The 21,421-nt window shown below is 71.6% G+C and carries 15 protein-coding genes; 12 read left to right on the top strand and 3 right to left on the bottom strand.

All coding sequences use genetic code 11. From position 1 onward, the window contains the following. Positions 1-72 precede the first annotated feature (72 nt). From ACIGDI_RS31450 to ACIGDI_RS31425, 6 genes are all read left to right on the top strand, one after another. On the top strand, positions 73-2,316 hold the full coding sequence (locus tag ACIGDI_RS31450; RefSeq protein ID WP_399903677.1) for an MMPL family transporter: 2,244 nt from the start codon (positions 73-75) through the stop codon (positions 2,314-2,316). Next, entirely contained in the window at positions 2,294-2,866 is a 573-nt protein-coding gene (locus tag ACIGDI_RS31445) for a GNAT family N-acetyltransferase (protein WP_399903674.1), read from the top strand. The genes ACIGDI_RS31450 and ACIGDI_RS31445 overlap by 23 nt, the downstream gene beginning before the upstream one ends. A 35-nt stretch (positions 2,867-2,901) precedes the next feature. Further along, complete coding sequence (locus ACIGDI_RS31440) at positions 2,902-3,462, top strand: hypothetical protein (RefSeq protein WP_399903671.1); 561 nt, start codon at positions 2,902-2,904, stop codon at positions 3,460-3,462. A gap of 196 nt (positions 3,463-3,658) precedes the next feature. Next, entirely contained in the window at positions 3,659-3,835 is a 177-nt protein-coding gene (locus ACIGDI_RS31435; protein ID WP_200700193.1) for a hypothetical protein, read from the top strand. A 299-nt stretch (positions 3,836-4,134) separates the two neighbouring features. Then, positions 4,135-7,167, top strand: a complete 3,033-nt coding sequence (locus tag ACIGDI_RS31430; RefSeq protein WP_399903667.1) for an AAA family ATPase — start codon at positions 4,135-4,137, stop codon at positions 7,165-7,167. 24 nt (positions 7,168-7,191) lie between these two features. Beyond that, positions 7,192-7,380, top strand: a complete 189-nt coding sequence (locus ACIGDI_RS31425) for a DUF6191 domain-containing protein (RefSeq protein ID WP_399903664.1) — start codon at positions 7,192-7,194, stop codon at positions 7,378-7,380. Between the two features lie 9 nt (positions 7,381-7,389). Here ACIGDI_RS31425 and ACIGDI_RS31420 read toward each other — a convergent pair whose 3' ends face one another. Beyond that, positions 7,390-8,544 carry a PQQ-dependent sugar dehydrogenase gene (locus ACIGDI_RS31420; protein WP_399903661.1) on the bottom strand — a complete coding sequence of 385 codons (1,155 nt, stop codon included), beginning with the start codon at positions 8,542-8,544 and terminating at the stop codon, positions 7,390-7,392. A 134-nt stretch (positions 8,545-8,678) separates the two neighbouring features. Then, positions 8,679-9,677, bottom strand: coding sequence for an aldo/keto reductase (locus ACIGDI_RS31415; RefSeq protein WP_399903658.1), 999 nt, complete (start codon positions 9,675-9,677; stop codon positions 8,679-8,681). Positions 9,678-9,752: 75 nt separating this feature from the next. Between ACIGDI_RS31415 and ACIGDI_RS31410 the strand changes: the two genes are divergently transcribed. From ACIGDI_RS31410 to serA, 6 genes are all read left to right on the top strand, one after another. Further along, on the top strand, positions 9,753-10,703 hold the full coding sequence (locus ACIGDI_RS31410; protein WP_399903655.1) for a 2-hydroxyacid dehydrogenase: 951 nt from the start codon (positions 9,753-9,755) through the stop codon (positions 10,701-10,703). A gap of 443 nt (positions 10,704-11,146) precedes the next feature. Next, a complete protein-coding gene (locus tag ACIGDI_RS31405) occupies positions 11,147-14,170 on the top strand; it encodes a putative bifunctional diguanylate cyclase/phosphodiesterase (protein WP_399903652.1) in 3,024 nt (1,007 codons plus the stop codon). 231 nt (positions 14,171-14,401) lie between these two features. Further along, on the top strand, positions 14,402-16,246 hold the full coding sequence (locus ACIGDI_RS31400; RefSeq protein ID WP_399903649.1) for an acetolactate synthase large subunit: 1,845 nt from the start codon (positions 14,402-14,404) through the stop codon (positions 16,244-16,246). 20 nt (positions 16,247-16,266) lie between these two features. Then, positions 16,267-16,791, top strand: coding sequence for an acetolactate synthase small subunit (ilvN, locus tag ACIGDI_RS31395; RefSeq protein ID WP_058923010.1), 525 nt, complete (start codon positions 16,267-16,269; stop codon positions 16,789-16,791). Between the two features lie 107 nt (positions 16,792-16,898). Next, on the top strand, positions 16,899-17,897 hold the full coding sequence (ilvC, locus tag ACIGDI_RS31390) for a ketol-acid reductoisomerase (RefSeq protein WP_399903644.1): 999 nt from the start codon (positions 16,899-16,901) through the stop codon (positions 17,895-17,897). A gap of 232 nt (positions 17,898-18,129) precedes the next feature. Continuing rightward, on the top strand, positions 18,130-19,719 hold the full coding sequence (gene serA, locus ACIGDI_RS31385; protein ID WP_200700184.1) for a phosphoglycerate dehydrogenase: 1,590 nt from the start codon (positions 18,130-18,132) through the stop codon (positions 19,717-19,719). Between the two features lie 116 nt (positions 19,720-19,835). Here the strand turns inward: serA and ACIGDI_RS31380 are convergent, their stop codons facing one another. Next, entirely contained in the window at positions 19,836-21,344 is a 1,509-nt protein-coding gene (locus tag ACIGDI_RS31380) for an MFS transporter (protein WP_399903641.1), read from the bottom strand. Positions 21,345-21,421 lie beyond the last annotated feature (77 nt).

Below are 21,421 nucleotides of genomic sequence, written 5' to 3'. Positions count from 1 at the left end.
TTCATGTTGTGAACGACTGTTCCACGACTGTTCCCGGCCAAAGATCCACAAATCGTTCCCGGGAGCTCGTTCGTGGCAGCCCTTGCACGCTGGTGTGTCCGGCACCGCCTCGTCGCGGTGCTGCTCTGGCTCCTCGCCTTCGGCGGGGTGAGCGCGGCTGCCGCCGTCACCGGCTCGGCGTACTCGAACGACTACGAGGCCCCCGGCACCGAGTCGGGCGCCGCCACCAAGCTGCTGCAGCGGGGCTTCCCCGGACTCGGCGGTGACAGCGACACCGTCGTGTGGCACGTGAAGTCCGGCACCGTCCGGGCCGCCGACGTCGAGCAGACGATGAACCAGACCCTGGACAAGATCGCGGACCTGCCCGGTGTGGCCTCCGTGAGCAGCCCCTACGACGGCCAGGGCGCCGGCCGGATCAGCTCCGACGGGCACACCGCGTACGCCACGGTCACCTTCGACCACCGCGTGGAGGACATCAGGAAGTCCGAGGTGGAGGCCGTCGTCCGCACCGCCGAGGCCGCCCGGGCGGACGGACTCCAGGTGGAGCTGGGCGGCAGCGCCGTCGCGCTCACCGAACCGAGCGGCGGGCACGTCGCCGAGGTGGTCGGGGTGGCCGTGGCGGCCGTCGTGCTGTTCCTCGCCTTCGGCTCGCTCGCCGCCTCGGTGCTGCCCATCGCCACCGCGCTGGTCGGCGTCGGCACCGCGTACGCCTCGATCGTGCTGCTCGGCCACGCCATGACGGTCGCCGACTTCGCGCCCATGCTCGGCATGCTGATCGGACTCGGCGTCGGCATCGACTACGCGCTCTTCATCGTCACCAGACACCGGCGCGGGCTCAAACGCGGGCTGTCGGTGACCGAGGCGGTCACCAACGCCGTGACGACCACCGGACGAGCCGTGGTCTTCGCGGGTGCCACCGTTTGCATCGCCCTGCTGGGGATGCTCATACTCCGGCTCGGCTTCCTCAACGGCGTCGCGATCGCCGCCTCGCTGACCGTCGTCCTCACGGTCGCCGCCTCCGTCACCCTGCTGCCCGCCCTGCTGTCCCTCATCGGCATGCGCGCCCTGAGCCGGCGCGAGCGCCGACGGCTGGCGGAGCAGGGACCCCAGCCCGAGCTGCCCACCGGGCTGGCCCACCGCTGGTCGGCGTTCGTCGAGCGCCATCCCAAGGTCCTCGGCGTGGTGGCGCTCGCCGTGATGGCGGTCCTCGCGCTGCCCACCCTCTCTCTGCACCTGGGCACCTCCGACCAGGGCAACGACCCCAAGTCGTCCACCACCAGGCAGGCCTACGACCTGCTCGCCGAGGGCTTCGGTCCGGGCGTCAACGGCCCCCTCACCGTCGTCACCAAGGTCAACGGCGCCGAGGACCGGCTCGCTCTGGACAACCTCGACGCCACCGTCCGCACCACCGAGGGCGTCGCCTCGGTGAGCCCGGTCACGTACGGCGGCGGCGGGACCACGGCCTACTTCACGATCGTGCCGACCTCCGAACCGCAGTCCCAGAAGACCAGCGACCTCGTCGACCGGCTGCGCACCGAGGTGCTGCCGCGCGCCGAGACCGGCACCGCGCTCGACCTCCACGTCGGCGGCGTGACGGCGTCGTACGACGACTTCGCGGGCGTCATCGTCGGCAAGCTGCCCCTGTTCGTCGGCGTGGTCATCGGCCTCGGCTGCCTGCTTCTGCTGCTCGCCTTCCGGTCCGTCGGCATCCCGCTGAAGGCCGCGGCCATGAACGTCGCCGCGGTCGCCGCCGCCTTCGGCATCGTCGTGGCGATCTTCCAGTGGGGCTGGGGGAGCGAACTGCTCGGCCTCGGCCGCGCGGGCCCGATCGAGCCATTCCTCCCCGTGATCATGGTGTCCGTGCTCTTCGGGCTCTCCATGGACTACCAGGTCTTCCTGGTCAGCCGGATGTACGAGGAGTGGCTGGAGACGGGCGACAACCGGCGGGCCGTCCGCGTCGGCCTCGCCGAGACCAGCCGCGTGATCAACTCCGCCGCGGTCATCATGATCTCGGTCTTCCTGGCCTTCGTCCTCAGCGGCGACCGCGTGATCGCCATGTTCGGCATCGCGCTCGCCTCCGCCGTCGCCCTGGACGCCTTCGTCCTGCGCACCCTGCTGGTGCCCGCCCTCATGCACCTGCTCGGCGGCGCCAACTGGTGGCTGCCCCGCCGGCTGGACGCCTGGTTGCCCCGCATCAGCATCGAGCCGCCCGAGTGCCGTGCCGCCCATGAAAGGCTGGCCGAGGCGACGGACGCCGAGGTGGCGGACGTACTGGCGGAGGGTGAGCAACGCGATGTACGCGATATCACTGGGTGACGGCGCCGAGCTGCGGCCGCTGGAGCCGTGGCACGCCGAGGAGTTCCTGGCGCACCTGGAGCGCGGCCGGGAGTTCATCGGGCGCTTCATCCCGTTCGGCTCGCAGGCCGTCGACCTGGCCTCGGCACGCGCGACGCTCCAGCGGTACGCCGACATGCGGGCCGCGGACACCGCCTCGTACCACGGCATCTGGCTGGACGGAAAGCTCGTCGGCGGGGTGCTCACCCTGAACTTCGACGCGGCGACCGGCAACGCCGAGGTCGGCTGCTGGCTGGAGCCCGCCGCCACCGGGCGCGGCCTGATCACCCGGGCGATGCGGATACTGATCGACTGGGCGGTCGAGGAGCGCGGCATCCACCGGATCGAATGGGTCGCCGCCTCCGGGAACGAGCCCAGCCTGAACGTCGCCCGGCGCCTGGGGATGACCCGCGATGGCGTACGGCGCGAGGCGCACCCCTATCGTGGGGTGCGGCACGACCTGGAGGTGTGGTCGATCCTCGCCCCGGAGTGGCGTCAAGCACGCGCGCGTGCCGCACACAACGATCATTAAGATCCCTCTCAGAGAGCGTCCGTACGGTGCCAGACATGGGAACCAAGACAGTTGACGAGGCCGGCACGACCGAGGCCACCGAAGTGAAGCCCGAGGACGAGGCGGCGGCCGCCGCCGAGGCCGAGGCCGCCGAGGAGACCGAGGAGGCGACCGCCGAGGCCGACCTTGTCGAGGACGGCTCCGAGAGCGGCCAGGAGGGCGCCTCCGGCGTCGGCCAGGGCGCGGGCGCCGTCGTCGCCGCAGCCCTCGGCGTCGTCTCGCTCACCGGGAGCTGGGTCGGCACCGTGGCCGCCGCCCGCCAGACCCTCGTGGGCCAGCTGCAGACCTCGTCCTCGGCGAGCGTCGCCAAGCAGATCAAGGCCGTGTACGGCGACGCCTGGCAGGCCAGCGCCCTGTGGGGCGGCGTCTTCGCCCTGCTCGCGCTGATCGTCGGCGTCGTGGTCCTCGTCCGGCCGGCGTTCGGCGCTCCCGGCAGGCCGCAGGCCGCCTGGATCAAGTCCGTCGCCTGGGGCGGGGTCGCCCTCGGTGTCATCGGCCTGCTCCTGGCCGTCCTCAAGTACACCGACGTCCTGCTCGGCCTGCCGTCCGCGGGCTGAGTCACCGCAGGTCCACAGGGGTCTTAGGCGGTCCGTAAGCACCTTACGGACCGCCTGAGGCCCCTTACCCGCGTCTAAGGCCCCGGGCGCCCCGCAAGATGCGGAACTCTCCCGATGTGACGGACCCCCCTTGGAGACGAAAGTTGAGGCATCGCAGCAAGCGAAGCCGGAACAGACTCTCCCGAGGGGACACACCATGTACGAGTACGAGATCGCGCAGTTCCGTTCCGCCGAACTGATCCGCCGCGCCGATCACGAGCGCCTCGCCCGCGAGGCCGTCCGCGAATCCCGCCGCGAAGCCGCGGAACGCTCCACCGAGACCGAGTCCCATACCTCCCGCCACCGCCGCCCCAGGTTCGCCAGGGCAGCGTGAACACGGGGGATGCCGGGCGGGCCCTCTCAGCCCGCCCGGCAGACTCGGTCCGTCCGGTGTTTGTGGACCATGCCGGGCCGGCAATTCCAGTTCGTCCTGCGTCCGAGGACGCCCGTCCTGCCTCTGAGGACGCCGGCCCGGCAATTCCAGCCCGTCCGGCGTTTGAGGACGAGGCCCGTTCAGGGCCGAAGCGGGGGTCTGGGGGCGGCAGCCCCCAGGTAACGGCAACCGCGACCCCGGGGCGCACCCGGCAGAACGGCCCCCCGAAAACCGCTCCCCCCGCATCCGCCCCGCATGCGATGCTCGCCCCCGTGGAGACCAGGTCCGTCAGTCCGGTGTTCGTCGGCCGAGCCGAAGAGCTGGGCACACTCAACGACGCGCTCGCCCGTGCCGCCGCGGGCGAGCCGCAGGCGTTGCTGATCGGCGGCGAGGCCGGCGTCGGCAAGACCAGGCTCGTCGAGGAGTTCGCCACCGAGGCCTGCCGCCGCGGAGCCGTCGTCGCCCTCGGCGGCTGCGTCGAGATCGGCGCCGACGGACTGCCCTTCGCCCCGTTCTCCACGGCCCTGCGCGCCCTGCGTCGCGAACTGCCCGAGGAGTTGGCCGCCGCGGCCGCCGGCCAGGAGGAAGAGCTCACCAGGCTGCTGCCCGAACTGGGCGACCCCGGCTCTGGCCGCCACGACGAGGAGGGCATGGCCCGCCTCTTCGAACTCACCGCCCGCCTCCTGGAACGCGTCGCCGCCGACCGCACGGTCGTCGTCGCCCTGGAGGACCTCCACTGGGCCGACGCCTCCACCCGCCACCTCCTGGCCTACCTCCTGCGCACCCTGCGCTCCGGCCGCCTCGTCGTCCTGGCCACCTACCGCGCCGACGACATCCACCGCCGCCACCCGCTGCGCCCCCTGCTCGCCGAACTCGACCGCCTGCGCACGGTCCGCCGCATCGAACTCGCCCGCTTCACCCGCACCGAGGTCGGCCGTCAGCTCGCCGGCATCCTCGCCGCCGAACCGGACCCCGGCCAGGTCGAGGAGATCTTCGAACGCTCCGACGGCAACGCCTTCTTCGTCGAGGAACTCGCCGTCTGCGCCACCGAGGGCTGCGGCACCGGCCTCACCGACTCCCTGCGCGACCTGCTCCTGGTCCGCGTCGAGCGCATGCCCGAGAGCGCCCAGCGCATCGCCCGGATCGTCGCCGAGGGCGGTTCCACCGTGGAGTACCGGCTGCTCGCGGCCGTCGCCGGGCTCGCCGAGGACGACCTCATCGAGGCCCTGCGAGCCGCCGTGAACGCCAACATCCTGATCGCCACGCCCGCCGGCGACGGCTACCGCTTCCGCCACTCCCTGGTCCGCGAGGCCGTCGGCGACGACCTGCTGCCCGGTGAGCGCTCCCGCCTCAACCGCCGCTACGCAGAGGCCCTGGAGGCCGACCCGACGCTCGTCCCCGCCGACGAGCGCGTCATGCGCCTGGCCAGCTACTGGTACCACGCCCACGACCCGGCCAAGGCCCTGCCCGCCGTGCTCGACGCCTCCGTCGAGGCCCGGCGCCGGCACGCCTACAGCGAGCAACTGCGGCTCCTGGAGCGGGCGATGGAGCTGTGGGACACCACCCCCGAGGCGGTCCGGGACGAGCTGCGGCCCATCGACTACACCGAGGTCTACCCTCCCTGCGGCTGCGACCCCGCCACCACCCCGCTGCGCTACCTCGACCTGATGGCCGAGGCCGCCGTCGCGGGCCGGCTGTCCGGGGAACGCGAACGCGCCCTGAAGATCACCAAGCGGGCCCTGCACCTCCTGGAGGAGGAGGGCGACCCGCTGCGCGCCGCCTGGTTCTGGACCCAGCGCGCCGTCATGGTGCAGAACCTGGCCCGGGGCGACGGCTGGAAGGAACTCGCCACCGCCCAGGAGCTCGTGCGCGGCCTGCCGCCCTCCGAGGTGCACGCCGAGGTGCTCACCCACGTCGCCGGCTGGTCGATGCTGCGCGCCCCCGGTCCCGAGGCCCTGTCCGCCGCCGAACGCGCGGTGGAGTACGCGCGGATGGTCGGCGCCCGCGAGACGGAGATGAACGCCCGTCTCACCCTCGGCACCCTGATGGTCGACTCGGGAGACGTCGAAGCGGGCCTCGCCGTGATGGGCGAGGTCAAGGACCAGGCCCAGCGGGACGGCATCGCCACGGTCGCCGGCCGCGCCCACGTCAACCTGCCGTCCGAGCTGGAGGCGGTGGGACGCTCGCGCGAGGCCGTCCCCGTCCTGGAGGAGGGCACCGCCTACGCGCGCCGGTACGGCCTGCTGAACACCGAGGCGTGGGTGTGGTCCAACCTGTCCGACTCGCTGTACTCCCTGGGCCGTTGGGACGAGGCGGTCGAGGCGGCGGACAAGGCGCTGCGGCGGGGGCAGAGCGCCAAACCGCAGGGCGCGGCCGCGCTGAAGCTGGCCCAGGTCGCCCTGGGCAGGGGCGACGTGGCGGAGGCGGCACGCCAACGCGACGCCGCCGAACGCTACTTCGGCACCCACGACCCCATGCCCCAGCAGTCGCTGCCCCTCGCCGCCCTCACCGTCGGCGTCGCCGCGGCCGAGGGCCGTCTCCTCGACGTCCGCGCCGAGGTGCGGCGCAGCCTGGACGGCGGCGTCCCGCCCGGCACCCAGCGCTACGTCTGGCCGCTTCTGCTCGGCGCCGCGACCGCCGAGGCCGAGGCCCGCGCGCTGCCCGCGGTCCAGCAGGGCCGTACCGAGGCGCTCGAAGGCCTCTTCGAGGCCGCCAAGCGGCTCACCACCGTCGTCCCGGTGTGGCTCGCCCATGAACAGTGGGTCCGCGCCGAACTCGCCCGCGCCGAGGGCCGGGACACCGTGGACACCTGGTCGGAGGTGGTCACCGCCTTCGAGAGCCTGGACCGCCCCTACGACCTCGCCCGCGTCCGCCACCGACTGGCCGCGGCCCTGCTGGGCGCGGGCGGCGACGACGAGCGCGACCGGGCCACGGAACTGCTGCGGCTGGCCCACGCCGTCGCCGCCCACCTCGGCGCCCGACCGCTCGGCGACGCGGTCGCCCTCCTCGCCCAGCGCGCCCGACTGGCCCTGACCCGCGTCCCGGAACAGCGGCCCGCCGACCCGGCCGAGGCCCTCGGCCTGACCAGCCGCGAACGCGACGTGCTGCGCCTGGTCGCCGCCGGCCGCACCAACCGCCAGATCGCCGAGGAACTCTTCATCTCGCCGAAGACGGCCAGCGTCCACGTGTCGAACATTCTGGGCAAGCTCGGCGTCTCAGGAAGGGGGGAGGCGGCGGCGACGGCACACCGGCTCGGGCTGTTCGCCGCCGACGCGCTCGACCCGGCCCGGTGAGCCACCGACGAGAAGGCAGGGACCGTGTTCAACGCATTCGAGGAACTCTTCGCACCCGGCCGCAAGCACACCCACGACGAACGCAAGCGACTGGAGCTGAGCCGCGAGGACGTCGGCGACAACGACCCCGGACGCGGCCCGATAGACCTCGACTCCGGCAAGGTCGTCATACGCCCGCCCGGAACCGGCGACGAGGCGGACACCGAGGCGTGACGCCAGGCCCTAGCTGACCTCCAGCTCCAGGATCCGGTCGTCGCCGCCCTTCGGCGCGCCCCGTCCGTCGGTGTTGCTGGTGGTCAGCCACAGCTTGTCGCCGCCCGCCGAGACCACCGTGCGCAGGCGGCCGTAGGTGCCGGTGAGGAAGGCCTGCGGGTCGGCCGAGGCCTCGGTGCCCTTCAGGGGGATGCGCCACAGACGCTGTCCCTTCAGCCCGGCCATCCACACCGAGCCCTCGGCGTAGGCGATGCCGCTGGGGGAGGCGTCGTCGGTGTGCCACTGGGCGATGGGGTTCTGGTACTTGCCGTCGGACGACCTGCCCTCGGCGTTCGGCCAGCCGTAGTCGGCGCCCGGCTTGATCGCGTTCAGCTCGTCCCAGGTGTCCTGGCCGAACTCCGAGGCGAACAGGCGCTGTTCGCGGTCCCAGGCCAGGCCCTGCACGTTGCGGTGGCCGTACGAGTACACCGCCGAGTCGGGGAAGGGGTTGCCGGGGGCCGGCTCGCCCTCGGGGGTCAGACGGAGGATCTTGCCGCCCAGGGACTTGGTGTCCTGGGCCAGACCGCGGTCGCCGCTCTCGCCCGTGCCCGCGTACAGCATGCCGTCCGGGCCGAAGGCGATCCGTCCACCGTTGTGGATGTAGCCCTTGGGGATGCCCTTGAAGATCGTGTCCGGCGCGCCCAGCTGTTCGCCGGCGGGCTTCTTCGGGTCGTACAGCACGCGGACGATGCGGTTGTCGGAGGCGGAGGTGAAGTAGGCGTAGACCATGTGGTCCGACGCGTAGTCGGGGGAGAGGGCGATGCCGAGGAGGCCGCCCTCGCCGTTCGGGGAGACGCCGGACACCTTGCCCAACTCCGTCTTGCCGCCGGTCTTCTCGTCGACCCTGGTGATCGTGCCCCGGTCGCGGGAGGCGACGAGGAGACCGCCGCCGCCGGGGAGCGCGGCCAGGCCCCACGGGGTGTTCAGGCCCGTGGCGACCGTGCGCACCACCTTGACCGAGCCCTTGGCCGACGGGGCCTGCTCGCCCGCCTGCCGTGAGGGGGAGGCGCTCGTGGCACCGCGGCTGCCGCCCGAGGAACCGCCGTCGCCGCCACCGGAGGAGCAGGCGGCCGTCAGCAGGAGGGCGGTCGTGGCGAGTAAGGCCGGCACAGCTCGTCGTAGCACGGTCCTGGTCCCTTCGAAGCGGCGGTCGGGCGGGGGGCTCTCCCTGTCCTACGACCGCGCGCGCTCTCCAGGTTCCCGGTCGGGCGGTGTCGAACCCGCGGCCGGCGCGGACACGGTCGCGGACCCGCCGTCGCTCAGTCCCAGGATCCCTGCGCCCTCGGCAGCTTCGCCACCTCGGCCAGGTCCTGGGGCGTCAGCCGCAGAGTGGCCGCCGCCGCGTTCTCGGCCGCCCACCGCTCCCGCTTGGTGCCCGGGACGGCGACCACGTGCCGGCCCTGCGCCAGCACCCACGCCAGGGCCACCTGCGCCGCGGTCACGTCCTCGCCGTGCCGGGCCGCGACGCGGCGCAGGCCGGCCACGATCGGCTGGTTGGCGGCCATCATCTCCGCGGTGAAGCGCGGGTGGCGGGCGCGCACGTCGTCCGCCTCGAAACCCTCGCCGGGGGTCAGGGTCCCGGTGAGGAAGCCGTTGCCGAGCGGCATCGCGGCCAGGAAGCCGACGTCACGCGCCTCGCACCACGGCAGCAGCGCGTCGAGGGCGTCCGGCGACCACACCGACAGCTCGGCCTCCACCGCGCTCACCGGGAACACCTGCTGCACCCGCCGCAGCTGCAGAATCGTTGCGTCGTGCAGCCGGCCCCCCGAGCGGCGCCCGCCGCGCGCACCGACCGCGCACAGCCCCAACGCCCGTACCTTTCCCGCCCGTACGAGCTCCGCCATCGCGCCCCACGTCTCCTCCACGGGTACCTCGGGGTCCGCGCGGTGCAGCTGGTACAGGTCGATGACGTCCGTCTGCAGCCGCCGCAGCGACGCGTCGCAGGCGCGCTTCACATAGCCGGGGCGGCCGTTGGCCACGATGTGCTGCTCGCCGACCAGCAGCCCGACCTTCGTCGACACGAACGCGTCCGCGCGCCGCTCCTTGAGCACCCGCCCCACCAGCAGCTCGTTGGTGAACGGGCCGTACATGTCGGCGGTGTCCAGGAGCGTCGAGCCGGCGTCCAGCGCCCGGTGCACCGCCCTGAGCGACTCGTCGCCCCGCCGCCGCGAGGCGCTGTACGCCCAGCTCATCGGCATGCACCCAAGGCCGACGGCCCCCACCGCGAGTGCCCCCGCGCCGATCGTCCTGCGCTCCACCTGCCCGTGACCCTCCCTCTGCCGAGCCCCCAACCTAACCTCTGCGCCCTCATGGCCCTGACATAGCCTCCTGTCATGACTGCTGACGTGTGGCTTCCCATCCCGCCGGAGGAGATCGAGAACCTTCCCGCGGGGCCGAACTACCTCTTCTGGAACGGCGAGCGGGACTACCCCGCGGACCCGGCCGACTGCCTCTTCTACGTCGTCCCCTACATGAAGCCCGCCGAGGTCGCCGTACGGCCCCTGCCCGAACTGAGCTCCGTGCAGGTGGTGCAGACGCTGTCCGCCGGGATCGACAACGTGCAGCCGGGGCTGCCCCGGCTGCGGCCGGGCGTGCAGGTGTGCAACGCCCGCGGGGTGCACGAGGCGAGCACCGCCGAACTCGCGCTCACCCTGATCCTGGCCTCGCTGCGGGGCATCCCCGACTTCGTGCGCGGGCAGCAGCGCGGGGAGTGGCTCGGCGGGTTCCGGCCGGCCCTCGCCGACAAGAGCGTGCTCATCGTGGGCTACGGCTCGATCGGATCCGCGATCGAGGACCGGCTCGTTCCGTTCGAGGTAGCGCGGGTGGTGCGCGTCGCGCGCTCCGCGCGCACGACGGAGCGCGGTCCGGTGCACCCCCTCACCGAACTGCCCGCACTGCTCCCCGAGGCCGACGTCGTCGTCCTCATCACGCCCCTCACCGACTCCACCCGCGGTCTGGCCGGCGCCGACTTCCTCGCCCGCATGAAGGACGGCGCGCTCCTCGTCAACGTCGCCCGCGGCCCCGTCGTCGACACCAAGGCCCTGCTCGCCGAACTCGAGACCGGCCGGATCACCGCCGCCCTGGACGTCACCGACCCCGAGCCGCTGCCCGCCGAACACCCGCTGTGGCGCGCGCCCGGCGTGCTCATCAGCCCCCACGTCGGCGGCCCCACCTCCGCCTTCCGGCCCCGCGCCGAGCGACTTCTCGTGGACCAGTTGACCCGGTTCTTGAACCGGGAGCCGCTGCGCAACGTGATCCTTAGGACAGGAACAACCGGCGCGTGATCCCGACGACTTGAGCGTCCCGCGCGCGACCTTCGCGACGGGCGCAACAGGCGTGTAATCCATTTCCGGTACCCTCCGCAACCTCTCGGACGCGGTCCGTACTCGCAACGCCGCTGGTCGTCACGGAGCGTAGAGGAACTATGTCCCTGAGTGACGAGACTGGTGTATCGTCCCGACAGGGGCTGCGCCGCGCACCGTTCGGCGCCGGGGATGGACATTGCAGACTGTGATGGGGGGCGACGGGCGATGCACGGCCTATGGACGAGCGATCCGACGCGGCGGGGCCGCCGGCGGCGACCCTGGCGCACGGCCGCGCGCAGACGCGGTCACCACGGCAGTCACGGCTGCCGTGACAGCCACCACCACCGAAGGCACAGCAGCCGCAGGAGGCATGCGCACCGGGACCCGAGGGACCCCGGAGCCGCGCGGACCGGGAGGGCCCGGTGAACTCGCCGTCTGTCACCACCACCCTCGACGGAGTGCTGCGGGCACAGCCCGCACCGGGAGCACGGCCGACCCGTCCGCCGTCCGACGGTGGCCGGACCGGCCTCGTTCACCAACTCGTCCTGGCCACGGTCTGCGCGGGATACGCCGTCGGTTCCGCGCTCGGCTGGGGTTCGCAGGAACTCGCGGACATCATGGGTGACTTCGGGCTCAGCGCGGCCGCGGCCACCGCCGCCGTGTCCTGCTTCCTCTACGCCTACGGGCACTGCGCGCGCTTCCGCTCCGCCTGGCTGCTGTTCGCCCTCTCCTCGGCGATGGCGGCCCTGGGCAACGGGGTCTGGGGGTGGTACGAGGTCGTCCTGGGCGAGCACGTGCCCACCGTCAGCTACGCCAACATCTTCTTCGTGGGCTTCGCGCCGCCCGCCATCGTGGGCCTGCTCGTGCTCGCCAAGCGGCCGGTGACGAAGGCCGGCTGGATGTGCCTCGGGCTGGACGCCTGGCTGATCGGCGGCTCGCTGCTCACGCTGTCCTGGAGCCTCGCGCTCGCCAAGACCGCCGAGGCCGACGGGCCGCACCTCGCGCGCAGCGCGCTGCTGCTGGCCTACCCGCTGCTGGACATCGCCCTGGTCAGCGTGGTCCTTGCGCTGCACTTCAGGCGCACGGCCGCCAACCGGGCGGCGATCAACACCGCCATCGGCGCGCTCGCGCTGACGGTCATGTGCGACGCCCTGTTCAGCTCGCCGCTGCTGCAGAACAACTACCAGTCGGGCCAGTTGCTCGACGCGGGCTGGTTCGCCGGCTCGCTGCTCCTCGCGTACGCCCCCTGGACCGCACCCCGGCACGGGCCGGAGTCCGCGGAGGGCGACGGCCACACGCGCGTGGTCCACGAGCACCTGCCCGGCCCGCACGGCGGCACCCACCAGCACCACGCACCCCCGCAGGGAGGTGATCGCCCCCGGTACCCGGCCGCCCGGCCCATCGCCGGCTCCCTGGCCGCGCTCACGCCGTATCTCGCCGCCGCCGTCTGCACCCTGGGGATCCTCTACAACGTCCTCAACGGCAGGAAGCCCGACCCGACCGTGCTCATCACCGGCGGCACCGTGGTGCTCGCCCTCGTGGTGCGCCAGGGCATCATGCTGCTGGACAACATCACCCTCACCCAGGAACTCGCGCAGAAGGAGAACCACTTCCGCTCCCTGGTGCAGGGCTCCAGCGACGTCATCATGATCGCCGCGCCCAGCGGCGTCCTCAGGTACGTCTCCCCGGCCGCCGCCGGGGTCTACGGACGGTCCGCCGAGGAGCTGGTGGGCACCGAACTGGCCGGACTCATCCACCCGGAGGACCTGGGCTGCGTGGTGCACGAGGTGCGCCGCTTCCTCGCCGCCAGCCCCCAGGAGGAACCCACCACCCGGATCGAGTGCCGCTTCCGGTCCGGCGACGGCGGCTGGCTCAACGTCGAGTCCACCGTCAACCGCCACCACGGCGGCCTCATCTTCAACAGCCGGGACGTGACCGAACGAGTGCGCCTGCAGGCGCAGTTGCAGCACAACGCCGAGCACGACCCGCTCACCGACCTGCCCAACCGCGCCCTGTTCACCCAGCGGGTCCAGCAGGCGCTGTCCGGCCGCCGGGCCGCCGACCGGGCGTCCCTGCGCGGCACGGCCGTGCTCTTCATCGACCTCGACGGCTTCAAGGCCGTCAACGACACGATCGGGCACCAGGCCGGGGACGAGCTCCTCGTCCAGGCCGCCCGCAGACTCCAGGACGCCGTCCGGCAGGGGGACACCGCCTCCCGGCTCGGCGGCGACGAGTTCGCGGCCCTGATCGTCGGGGACGGCACCCGGGACCGCTCCGCACGCGAACGGCACATCCTGGAACTCGCCGACCGCCTCAGGATCACCCTCTCCCAGCCGTACCTCATCGACGGCAACGATGTCCGCGTGGCCGCGTCCATCGGCGTCGCCTTCGCCGAACCCGGCCTCGGCGCGGGTGAGTTGCTGCGCAACGCCGACCTCGCCATGTACCGCGCCAAGGCCGGCGGCAAGGGGCGCGTAGAGCTGTACGCACCCCAGATGCAACAGGACGTCGTACGCAAGGCGGAACTGGCCACGCGTCTGCGGGCCGCACTGCACGACGGCGAGTTCGCCCTGCTGCACCAGCCCGTGGTCTGCCTGGAGAACGGCCGGATCACATCGGTCGAGGCCCTGGCGCGCTGGCGTTCCTCGCAGGGGGTGCTGTTCACGCCCGCCGAGTTCCTGAGGGTCGCCGACGAGGGCGACAGGACGCAGGAGCTCGGCCGCTGGATCCTGGAGGAGGCCGTCGAGCAGGCCGCCGAGCGCACCGCCACGGGCCTCGCCGTGCCGGTCGCCGTGCGGGTGAGCGCCCGGCGCCTGCTGGACCGCTCGATGCCGCTCGGCTCCGTCGAGGCCCTGCTGACCCGGCACGGCCTGCCGTCCGGCGCCCTGGTGATCGAGCTGTCCGACACCGACTCCAAGGTGTCCCTGGACGAGCTGGAGCGCCGGCTGTCCGCCCTGCGCAGGCTCGGCGTCCGGATCGCCCTGGACGGCTTCGGCAGCGGCCACGCGGCGATCACGGCACTGCGCAGACTCCCCGTCGACGTGCTGAAACTCGACCGCAGCCTGGTCGAGGGCGTCGTGGAGTCCGCGCGGCTGCACAAGATCACCAGTGGGCTGCTGCGGATCGCGACCGACCTCGGGCTGCAGTCCGTGGCCGACGGCGTGGACCTGCCCGAGCAGGTCGTCGCCCTGCGCGCGATGGGCTGCACGCACGGCCAGGGCATGGCCTTCTCCGGGCCGCTGGACGAGTACCGGCTGCGGCGGGCGCTGGGAACCGGCCATTATCCGGTGCCCCACGGTCCGATCGAGCCGGCGTTCGCGGGCGGCGGCGGAGGCGAACGGGCCATGGAAAGGGGCTCGGGGGTGTACACCGGTGGAGTGCCGGTCGTTCTCGGAGGCGGAACCGCCCTGCGCTCACATGATGAGACTCCCGTCCCACCCACTTGACACGTGGTGCGCGTCGGGGGGAGGGTCAGTGCCATGCGCACCCGAATTCTCGTACTTGGAAAGCGCGTCGGCTGACGCTGAGCCCACCATCGCTCAGCGACCTCCACCCGGCGCGCTCCCCTCGCTTGCCTTACGGCACGAGGGGTTTTTTGTTGCACAGGCACCGTCCGTGCAGCAGCCGAACACCGTACAAACCTCGCAAAAACCCTCAGCATCGAGAAGAGACTGACGATGACCGAGCAGGCCACCGGGGCCCATCCGCAGCCGCGGCCCCGATCCGGAGGACACCAGTCCGCCCCCGAGCACGTCACGGGTGCGCAGTCCCTCATCCGCTCTCTCGAGGAGGTCGGGGCCGACACGGTATTCGGCATTCCCGGCGGTGCCATCCTTCCCGCCTACGACCCCCTGATGGACTCGACCCGGGTGCGCCACGTCCTGGTCCGTCACGAGCAGGGCGCCGGCCACGCGGCCACCGGCTACGCGCAGGCCACCGGCAAGGTCGGTGTCTGCATGGCCACTTCGGGCCCCGGCGCCACCAACCTGGTCACCCCGATCGCGGACGCCCACATGGACTCGGTGCCGCTCGTGGCGATCACCGGGCAGGTGGCCTCCAAGGCGATCGGCACGGACGCCTTCCAGGAGGCGGACATCGTCGGCATCACGATGCCGATCACCAAGCACAACTTCCTCGTCACCAAGGCCGAGGACATCCCGCGGGTCATCGCGCAGGCCTTCCACATCGCCTCCACCGGCCGCCCCGGCCCGGTGCTGGTCGACATCGCCAAGGACGCCCTGCAGGCGCGGACCACGTTCTCCTGGCCGCCGGTGATGGACCTGCCCGGCTACCGCCCGGTGACCAAGCCTCACGCCAAGCAGATCCGCGAAGGCGCCAAGCTCATCACCTCCGCCAAGCGGCCCGTCCTCTACGTCGGAGGCGGTGTCATCAAGGCACAGGCCACCGCCGAGCTCAAGGTCCTCGCCGAGCTCACCGGAGCCCCCGTCACCACCACCCTGATGGGGCTCGGCGCATTCCCCGACAGCCACCCGCTGCACGTGGGAATGCCGGGCATGCACGGTGCGGTCACCGCCGTCACCGCGCTGCAGAAGGCCGACCTGATCGTCGCCCTCGGAACCCGCTTCGACGACCGCGTCACCGGCAAGCTGGACAGCTTCGCCCCGCACGCCAAGATCGTCCACGCCGACATCGACCCCGCGGAGATCGGCAAGAACCGCGCCGCCGACGTGCCGATCGTCGGGGACGCGCGCGAGGTCATCGCCGACCTCATCCAGGCCGTGCAGAAGGAGCACAGCGAGGGCCACCAGGGCGACTACAGCGCCTGGTGGAAGGACCTGTCCCGGTGGCGGGACACCTACCCGCTGGGCTACGACCTCCCCGAGGACGGCTCGCTCTCCCCGCAGCAGGTCATCGAGCGCATCGGGCAGCTCGCCCCCGAGGGCACGATCTTCGCGGCGGGCGTCGGCCAGCACCAGATGTGGTCCGCGCACTTCATCCAGTACGAGAAGCCCGCGACCTGGCTGAACTCCGGCGGCGCCGGCACGATGGGCTACGCGGTCCCGGCCGCGATGGGAGCCAAGGCCGGTGCCCCCGGCCAGACGGTCTGGGCGATCGACGGCGACGGCTGCTTCCAGATGACCAACCAGGAGCTCACCACCTGCGCCCTGAACAACATCCCGATCAAGGTCGCCGTCATCAACAACGGCGCCCTCGGGATGGTCCGCCAGTGGCAGACCCTCTTCTACAACCAGCGGTACTCCAACACCGTGCTGCACTCCGGCCCCGACGACGTCAACCCGCAGGCCCGCGGCACCCGCGTCCCCGACTTCGTGAAGCTGTCGGAGGCCATGGGCTGCTACGCGATCCGCTGCGAGTCCCCGGACGACCTGGACAAGGTCATCGAAGAGGCGAACTCCATCAACGACCGGCCCGTCGTCGTCGACTTCATCGTCCACGAGGACGCGATGGTGTGGCCGATGGTCGCCGCCGGCACCTCCAACGACGAGATCATGGCCGCCCGGGACGTGCGCCCCGACTTCGGCGACAACGAAGACGACTGAGCGAGAGAGACGCAAAAGACATGTCCAAGCACACGCTCTCCGTCCTGGTGGAGAACACCCCGGGCATCCTGGCCCGGATCGCCGCCCTCTTCTCCCGCCGCGGCTTCAACATCGACTCGCTCGCCGTCGGTGTCACCGAGCACCCCGACATCTCCCGCATCACCATCGTCGTCAGCGTGGACGACCTCCCGCTGGAGCAGGTGACGAAGCAGCTCAACAAGCTCGTCAACGTGCTGAAGATCGTCGAGCTGGAGCCCGCGCAGGCGGTTCAGCGCGAACTCGTTCTGGTGAAGGTCAAGGCCGACAACGAGACGCGCTCCCAGATCGTGGAGATCGTTCAGCTCTTCCGCGCCAAGACCGTCGACGTCTCCCCGGAGGCCGTGACCATCGAGGCCACCGGCAGCAGCGACAAGCTGTCCGCCATGCTCAAGATGCTGGAGCCGTTCGGCATCAAGGAGCTCGTGCAGTCCGGCACGATCGCGATCGGCCGCGGCGCCCGCTCCATCACGGACCGCTCGCTGCGCGCCCTCGACCGCAGCGCATAAGGCGTACGGGCGGTTTCGGCCGCCCGTATACCGAGACCCCGAGACTTCCCTTCCGCCCGCCGTCATACGGTGGGACGCAACACCTGCACACAAGGAGAGAACCCAAAGTGGCCGAGCTGTTCTACGACGCCGACGCCGACCTGTCCATCATCCAGGGCCGCAAGGTCGCGGTCATCGGTTACGGCAGCCAGGGCCACGCCCACGCGCTGTCGCTGCGCGACTCGGGTGTCGACGTCCGAGTCGGTCTGCACGAGGGCTCCAAGTCCAAGGCGAAGGCCGAGGAGCAGGGCCTGCGCGTGGTGACGCCGGCGGAGGCCGCCGCCGAGGCCGACGTCATCATGATCCTGGTCCCGGACCCGATCCAGGCCCAGGTCTACGAGGAGTCCATCGCGCCGAACCTGAAGGACGGCGACGCGCTGTTCTTCGGCCACGGCCTGAACATCCGCTTCGACTTCATCAAGCCCCCGGCGGGCGTCGACGTGTGCATGGTCGCCCCCAAGGGCCCGGGTCACCTGGTGCGCCGCCAGTACGAGGAGGGCCGCGGCGTTCCCTGCATCGTGGCCGTCGAGCAGGACGCGACCGGCAACGGCTTCGCCCTGGCGCTGTCGTACGCCAAGGGCATCGGCGGCACCCGCGCCGGCGTCATCAAGACGACCTTCACCGAGGAGACCGAGACCGACCTGTTCGGTGAGCAGGCCGTGCTGTGCGGTGGCACCTCCGCCCTGGTCAAGGCCGGCTTCGAGACCCTGGTCGAGGCGGGCTACCAGCCGGAGATCGCCTACTTCGAATGCCTGCACGAGCTGAAGCTGATCGTCGACCTCATGTACGAGGGCGGCCTGGAGAAGATGCGCTGGAGCGTGTCGGAGACCGCCGAGTGGGGCGACTACGTCACCGGCCCGCGGATCATCACCGACGCCACCAAGGCCGAGATGAAGAAGGTCCTCGCCGAGATCCAGGACGGCACCTTCGCCCGTGAGTGGATGGCCGAGTACCACGGCGGTCTGAAGAAGTACAACGAGTACAAGTCGCAGGACTCCGAGCACCTGCTGGAGACCACCGGCAAGCAGCTGCGCAAGCTGATGAGCTGGGTCGACGAGGAGGCGTAAGCCTCGTGGCCACGGGGCCGGAGCGGACCGCTCCGGCCCCGTTGTCCAACCCGTCGCATCACGGACGGGTGATCCTTCCACAGAGGCGCAGGACGACCTCCGCCGCGCCACTACACTGCCGTACTACATACGCGTCAGGCCCACAGCGTCGTGCGTCTTCCACGCGGCTAGCCAACCTCCACCGCCTGCGGCCGTCGGGACGGCCGTCCGCATTGGACTTGTGAGGACTCACGTGAGCTCGAAACCCGTCGTACTCATCGCTGAAGAGCTGTCGCCCGCGACTGTGGACGCGCTTGGCCCGGACTTCGAGATCCGGCACTGCAACGGAGCGGACCGAGCCGAACTGCTCCCGGCCATCGCCGACGTCGACGCGATCCTGATCCGCTCCGCCACCAAGGTGGACGCCGAGGCCATCGCCGCCGCGAACAAGCTGAAGGTCGTCGCACGAGCCGGCGTCGGCCTGGACAACGTCGACGTCTCCGCCGCCACCAAGGCCGGCGTGATGGTCGTCAACGCCCCCACCTCGAACATCGTGACCGCCGCCGAGCTGGCCTGCGGTCTGCTCGTCGCCACCGCCCGTCACATCCCGCAGGCCAACGCCGCGCTGAAGAACGGCGAGTGGAAGCGCAGCAAGTACACGGGCGTGGAGCTGGCGGAGAAGACGCTGGGTGTCGTGGGCCTGGGCCGCATCGGTGCCCTCGTCGCGCAGCGCATGTCCGCCTTCGGCATGAAGGTCGTCGCCTACGACCCCTACATCCAGCCCGCCCGCGCCGCGCAGATGGGCGTGAAGGTGCTGTCGCTGGACGAGCTGCTCGAGGTCTCCGACTTCATCACCGTCCACCTCCCCAAGACCCCCGAGACCCTCGGCCTCATCGGCGACGAGGCGCTGCGCAAGGTCAAGCCGAGCGTGCGCATCGTCAACGCCGCGCGCGGCGGGATCGTCGACGAGGAGGCGCTGTACTCGGCGCTGAAGGAGGGCCGGGTCGCCGGCGCCGGCCTCGACGTGTACGCCAAGGAGCCCTGCACCGACTCCCCGCTCTTCGAGTTCGACCAGGTCGTGTGCACCCCGCACCTCGGCGCGTCGACGGACGAGGCCCAGGAGAAGGCCGGAATCGCCGTCGCCCGCTCGGTGCGCCTCGCCCTCGCCGGTGAGCTCGTGCCCGACGCGGTGAACGTGCAGGGCGGTGTCATCGCCGAGGACGTCAAGCCGGGCCTGCCCCTCGCGGAGCGCCTCGGCCGCATCTTCACCGCGCTCGCCGGTGAGGTCGCCGTCCGCCTGGACGTCGAGGTCTACGGCGAGATCACCCAGCACGACGTGAAGGTGCTGGAGCTGTCCGCCCTCAAGGGTGTCTTCGAGGACGTCGTCGACGAGACCGTCTCCTACGTCAACGCCCCGCTGTTCGCCCAGGAGCGAGGCGTCGAGGTGCGGCTGACGACCAGCTCGGAGTCGGCCGACCACCGCAACGTCGTCACCGTCCGCGGCACCCTCGGCAACGGCGAGGAGGTGTCGGTCTCCGGCACCCTGGCCGGCCCCAAGCACCTGCAGAAGATCGTCGCCGTCGGCGAGTACGACGTCGACCTCGCCCTCGCCGACCACATGGTGGTGCTGCGGTACGAGGACCGTCCCGGTGTCGTCGGCACCGTGGGCCGCGTCCTCGGTGAGGCGGGCATCAACATCGCCGGTATGCAGGTCTCCCGTTCGGTCGCCGGCGGCGAGGCGCTGGCCGTGCTGACCGTCGACGACACGGTGCCCTCCGCGGTGCTGGGTGAGGTGGAGACGGAGATCGGGGCGACGTTCGCTCGATCCGTCAACCTCGTCTGAGGTTGCGGTCGGTGCTGGGGGCCGCCGCCCCCAGGCCCCCGCTTCGGCCCTGAAGGGGCCTCGTCCTCGAACGCCGGACGGGCTGAAGTGCGCCCGTCCGGCGTTCGTGTGTTCCGTTACTTGTCGCCGACGCAGATTCCCCGCAAGGCCCTCGCCGCCAGCACCGCCGCCCCCGCGAGCAGCACCGCCCCCGCGACGGCCGCGCCCTGCATCCCGTTGGTGAAGGCCTCTCGTGCCGTCGCCGCCAGTCCCGGGACCCGGTCGGCGACCGCCAGCGCGCCGCCCAGGGTCTCGCGGGCCACGTCCGGTGCCGAGGCCGGCATGTCGTGGCGGTAGATCGCCGTGCCGATCGAGCCGAGGACCGCCATGCCCAGCGCGCCGCCGAACTCGCCACCGGTCTCCATCAGGGACGACGCCGAGCCCGCGCGTTCCACCGGGGCGCTGCTCAGCGCCAGGTCCGTGATCTGGGAGATGACCATGACGATGCCGGAGGCGAGGACGCCGCAGGCGACCAGGACCAGCCAGAGGGAGTCCGTGTCCGCGAGCGCGAGCAGCGCGTAGCCGCAGGCCCCGACGGCGAAGCCGGCGGTGACGACGTAGGCGCGGTCGACCCCCTTCTGGACGAGGGTGGTCGCCAGCGGGGCCGCCATGCCGATCGGCACCGAGGGGAGCAGCGCCCACAGGGCCGCCTCCATCGCGCTCTTGCCGAGCACCGACTGCAGGTACTGCGTGGTGAAGTACGCCGAGCCCATCATGGCGAACGAGCCGATGAGGTTGAGGACGACCGAGGGGGCGAAGCCGCGGCCGCGGAAGAGGGCCGGGTCGATCATCGGTGAGGCCGTGGTGCGCTGGCGGTGGACGAACGCGGCCGCGAAGAGCAGGCCGACGGTGATCGAGACGACGTACTGCGCGTGCCAGCCCTCGGACGTGATCTCCTTCAGGCCGTAGATCACCGGGAGCACGCCCGCCATCGACAGCGGGACGCTCGGCCAGTCGAAGCGGCCGGGGTTCGGGTCCTTGGACTCCGGCAGCAGGAACGGGCCCAGGATCAGCAGCAGTGCCATCGCGGGCAGGTTGACCAGGAAGACCGAACCCCACCAGAAGTACTGGACGAGGACACCGCTCATCACCGAGCCGAGCGCGATGCCCGCCGTCATCACGCCGGACCACAGGCCGATGGCCTTCGCGCGCTGGGCGGGGTCGGTGAACATCGTGCGGATCAGCGCCATCGTCGAGGGCATCAGGGTGGCGCCGCCGATGCCGAGGACCGCGCGGGCCGCGATCAGGGTCTCGGCGCTGTCGGCGTACGCGGCGATCAGGGAGGCCGTGCCGAAGGCGGCGGCGCCCAGAAGCAGGAGCCGGCGGCGGCCCATGCGGTCGCCCAGCGAGCCCATCGTCATCAGCAGGCCGGCCAGGACGAAGGCGTAGATGTCGAAGATCCACAGCTGCTGTGTGCCGCTCGGCTCCAGGTCCGCGCTGATCGCCGGGATCGCGAAGTAGAGGACCGACACGTCCATCGAGACCAGCAGCAGCGGGAGCATCAGCACGCCCAGGGCGGTCCATTCGCGGCGGCCGGCGCGGGCGGTGCCGGACGCGGCCGCGGTGGTGCTCGTCGAGTTCGTCATGACGAGGAATGTACGCACGTATTAAACGCTTGTCTAGAACGGCTGTATAAATCGCTCGTCTAGGACGGTTGTATGGA

Source organism: Streptomyces sp. NPDC085900, from assembly GCF_044540925.1.
Taxonomy (GTDB): Bacteria; Actinomycetota; Actinomycetes; order Streptomycetales; family Streptomycetaceae; genus Streptomyces; species Streptomyces gilvifuscus.
This window is presented reverse-complemented; position numbering and strand designations above follow the sequence as displayed.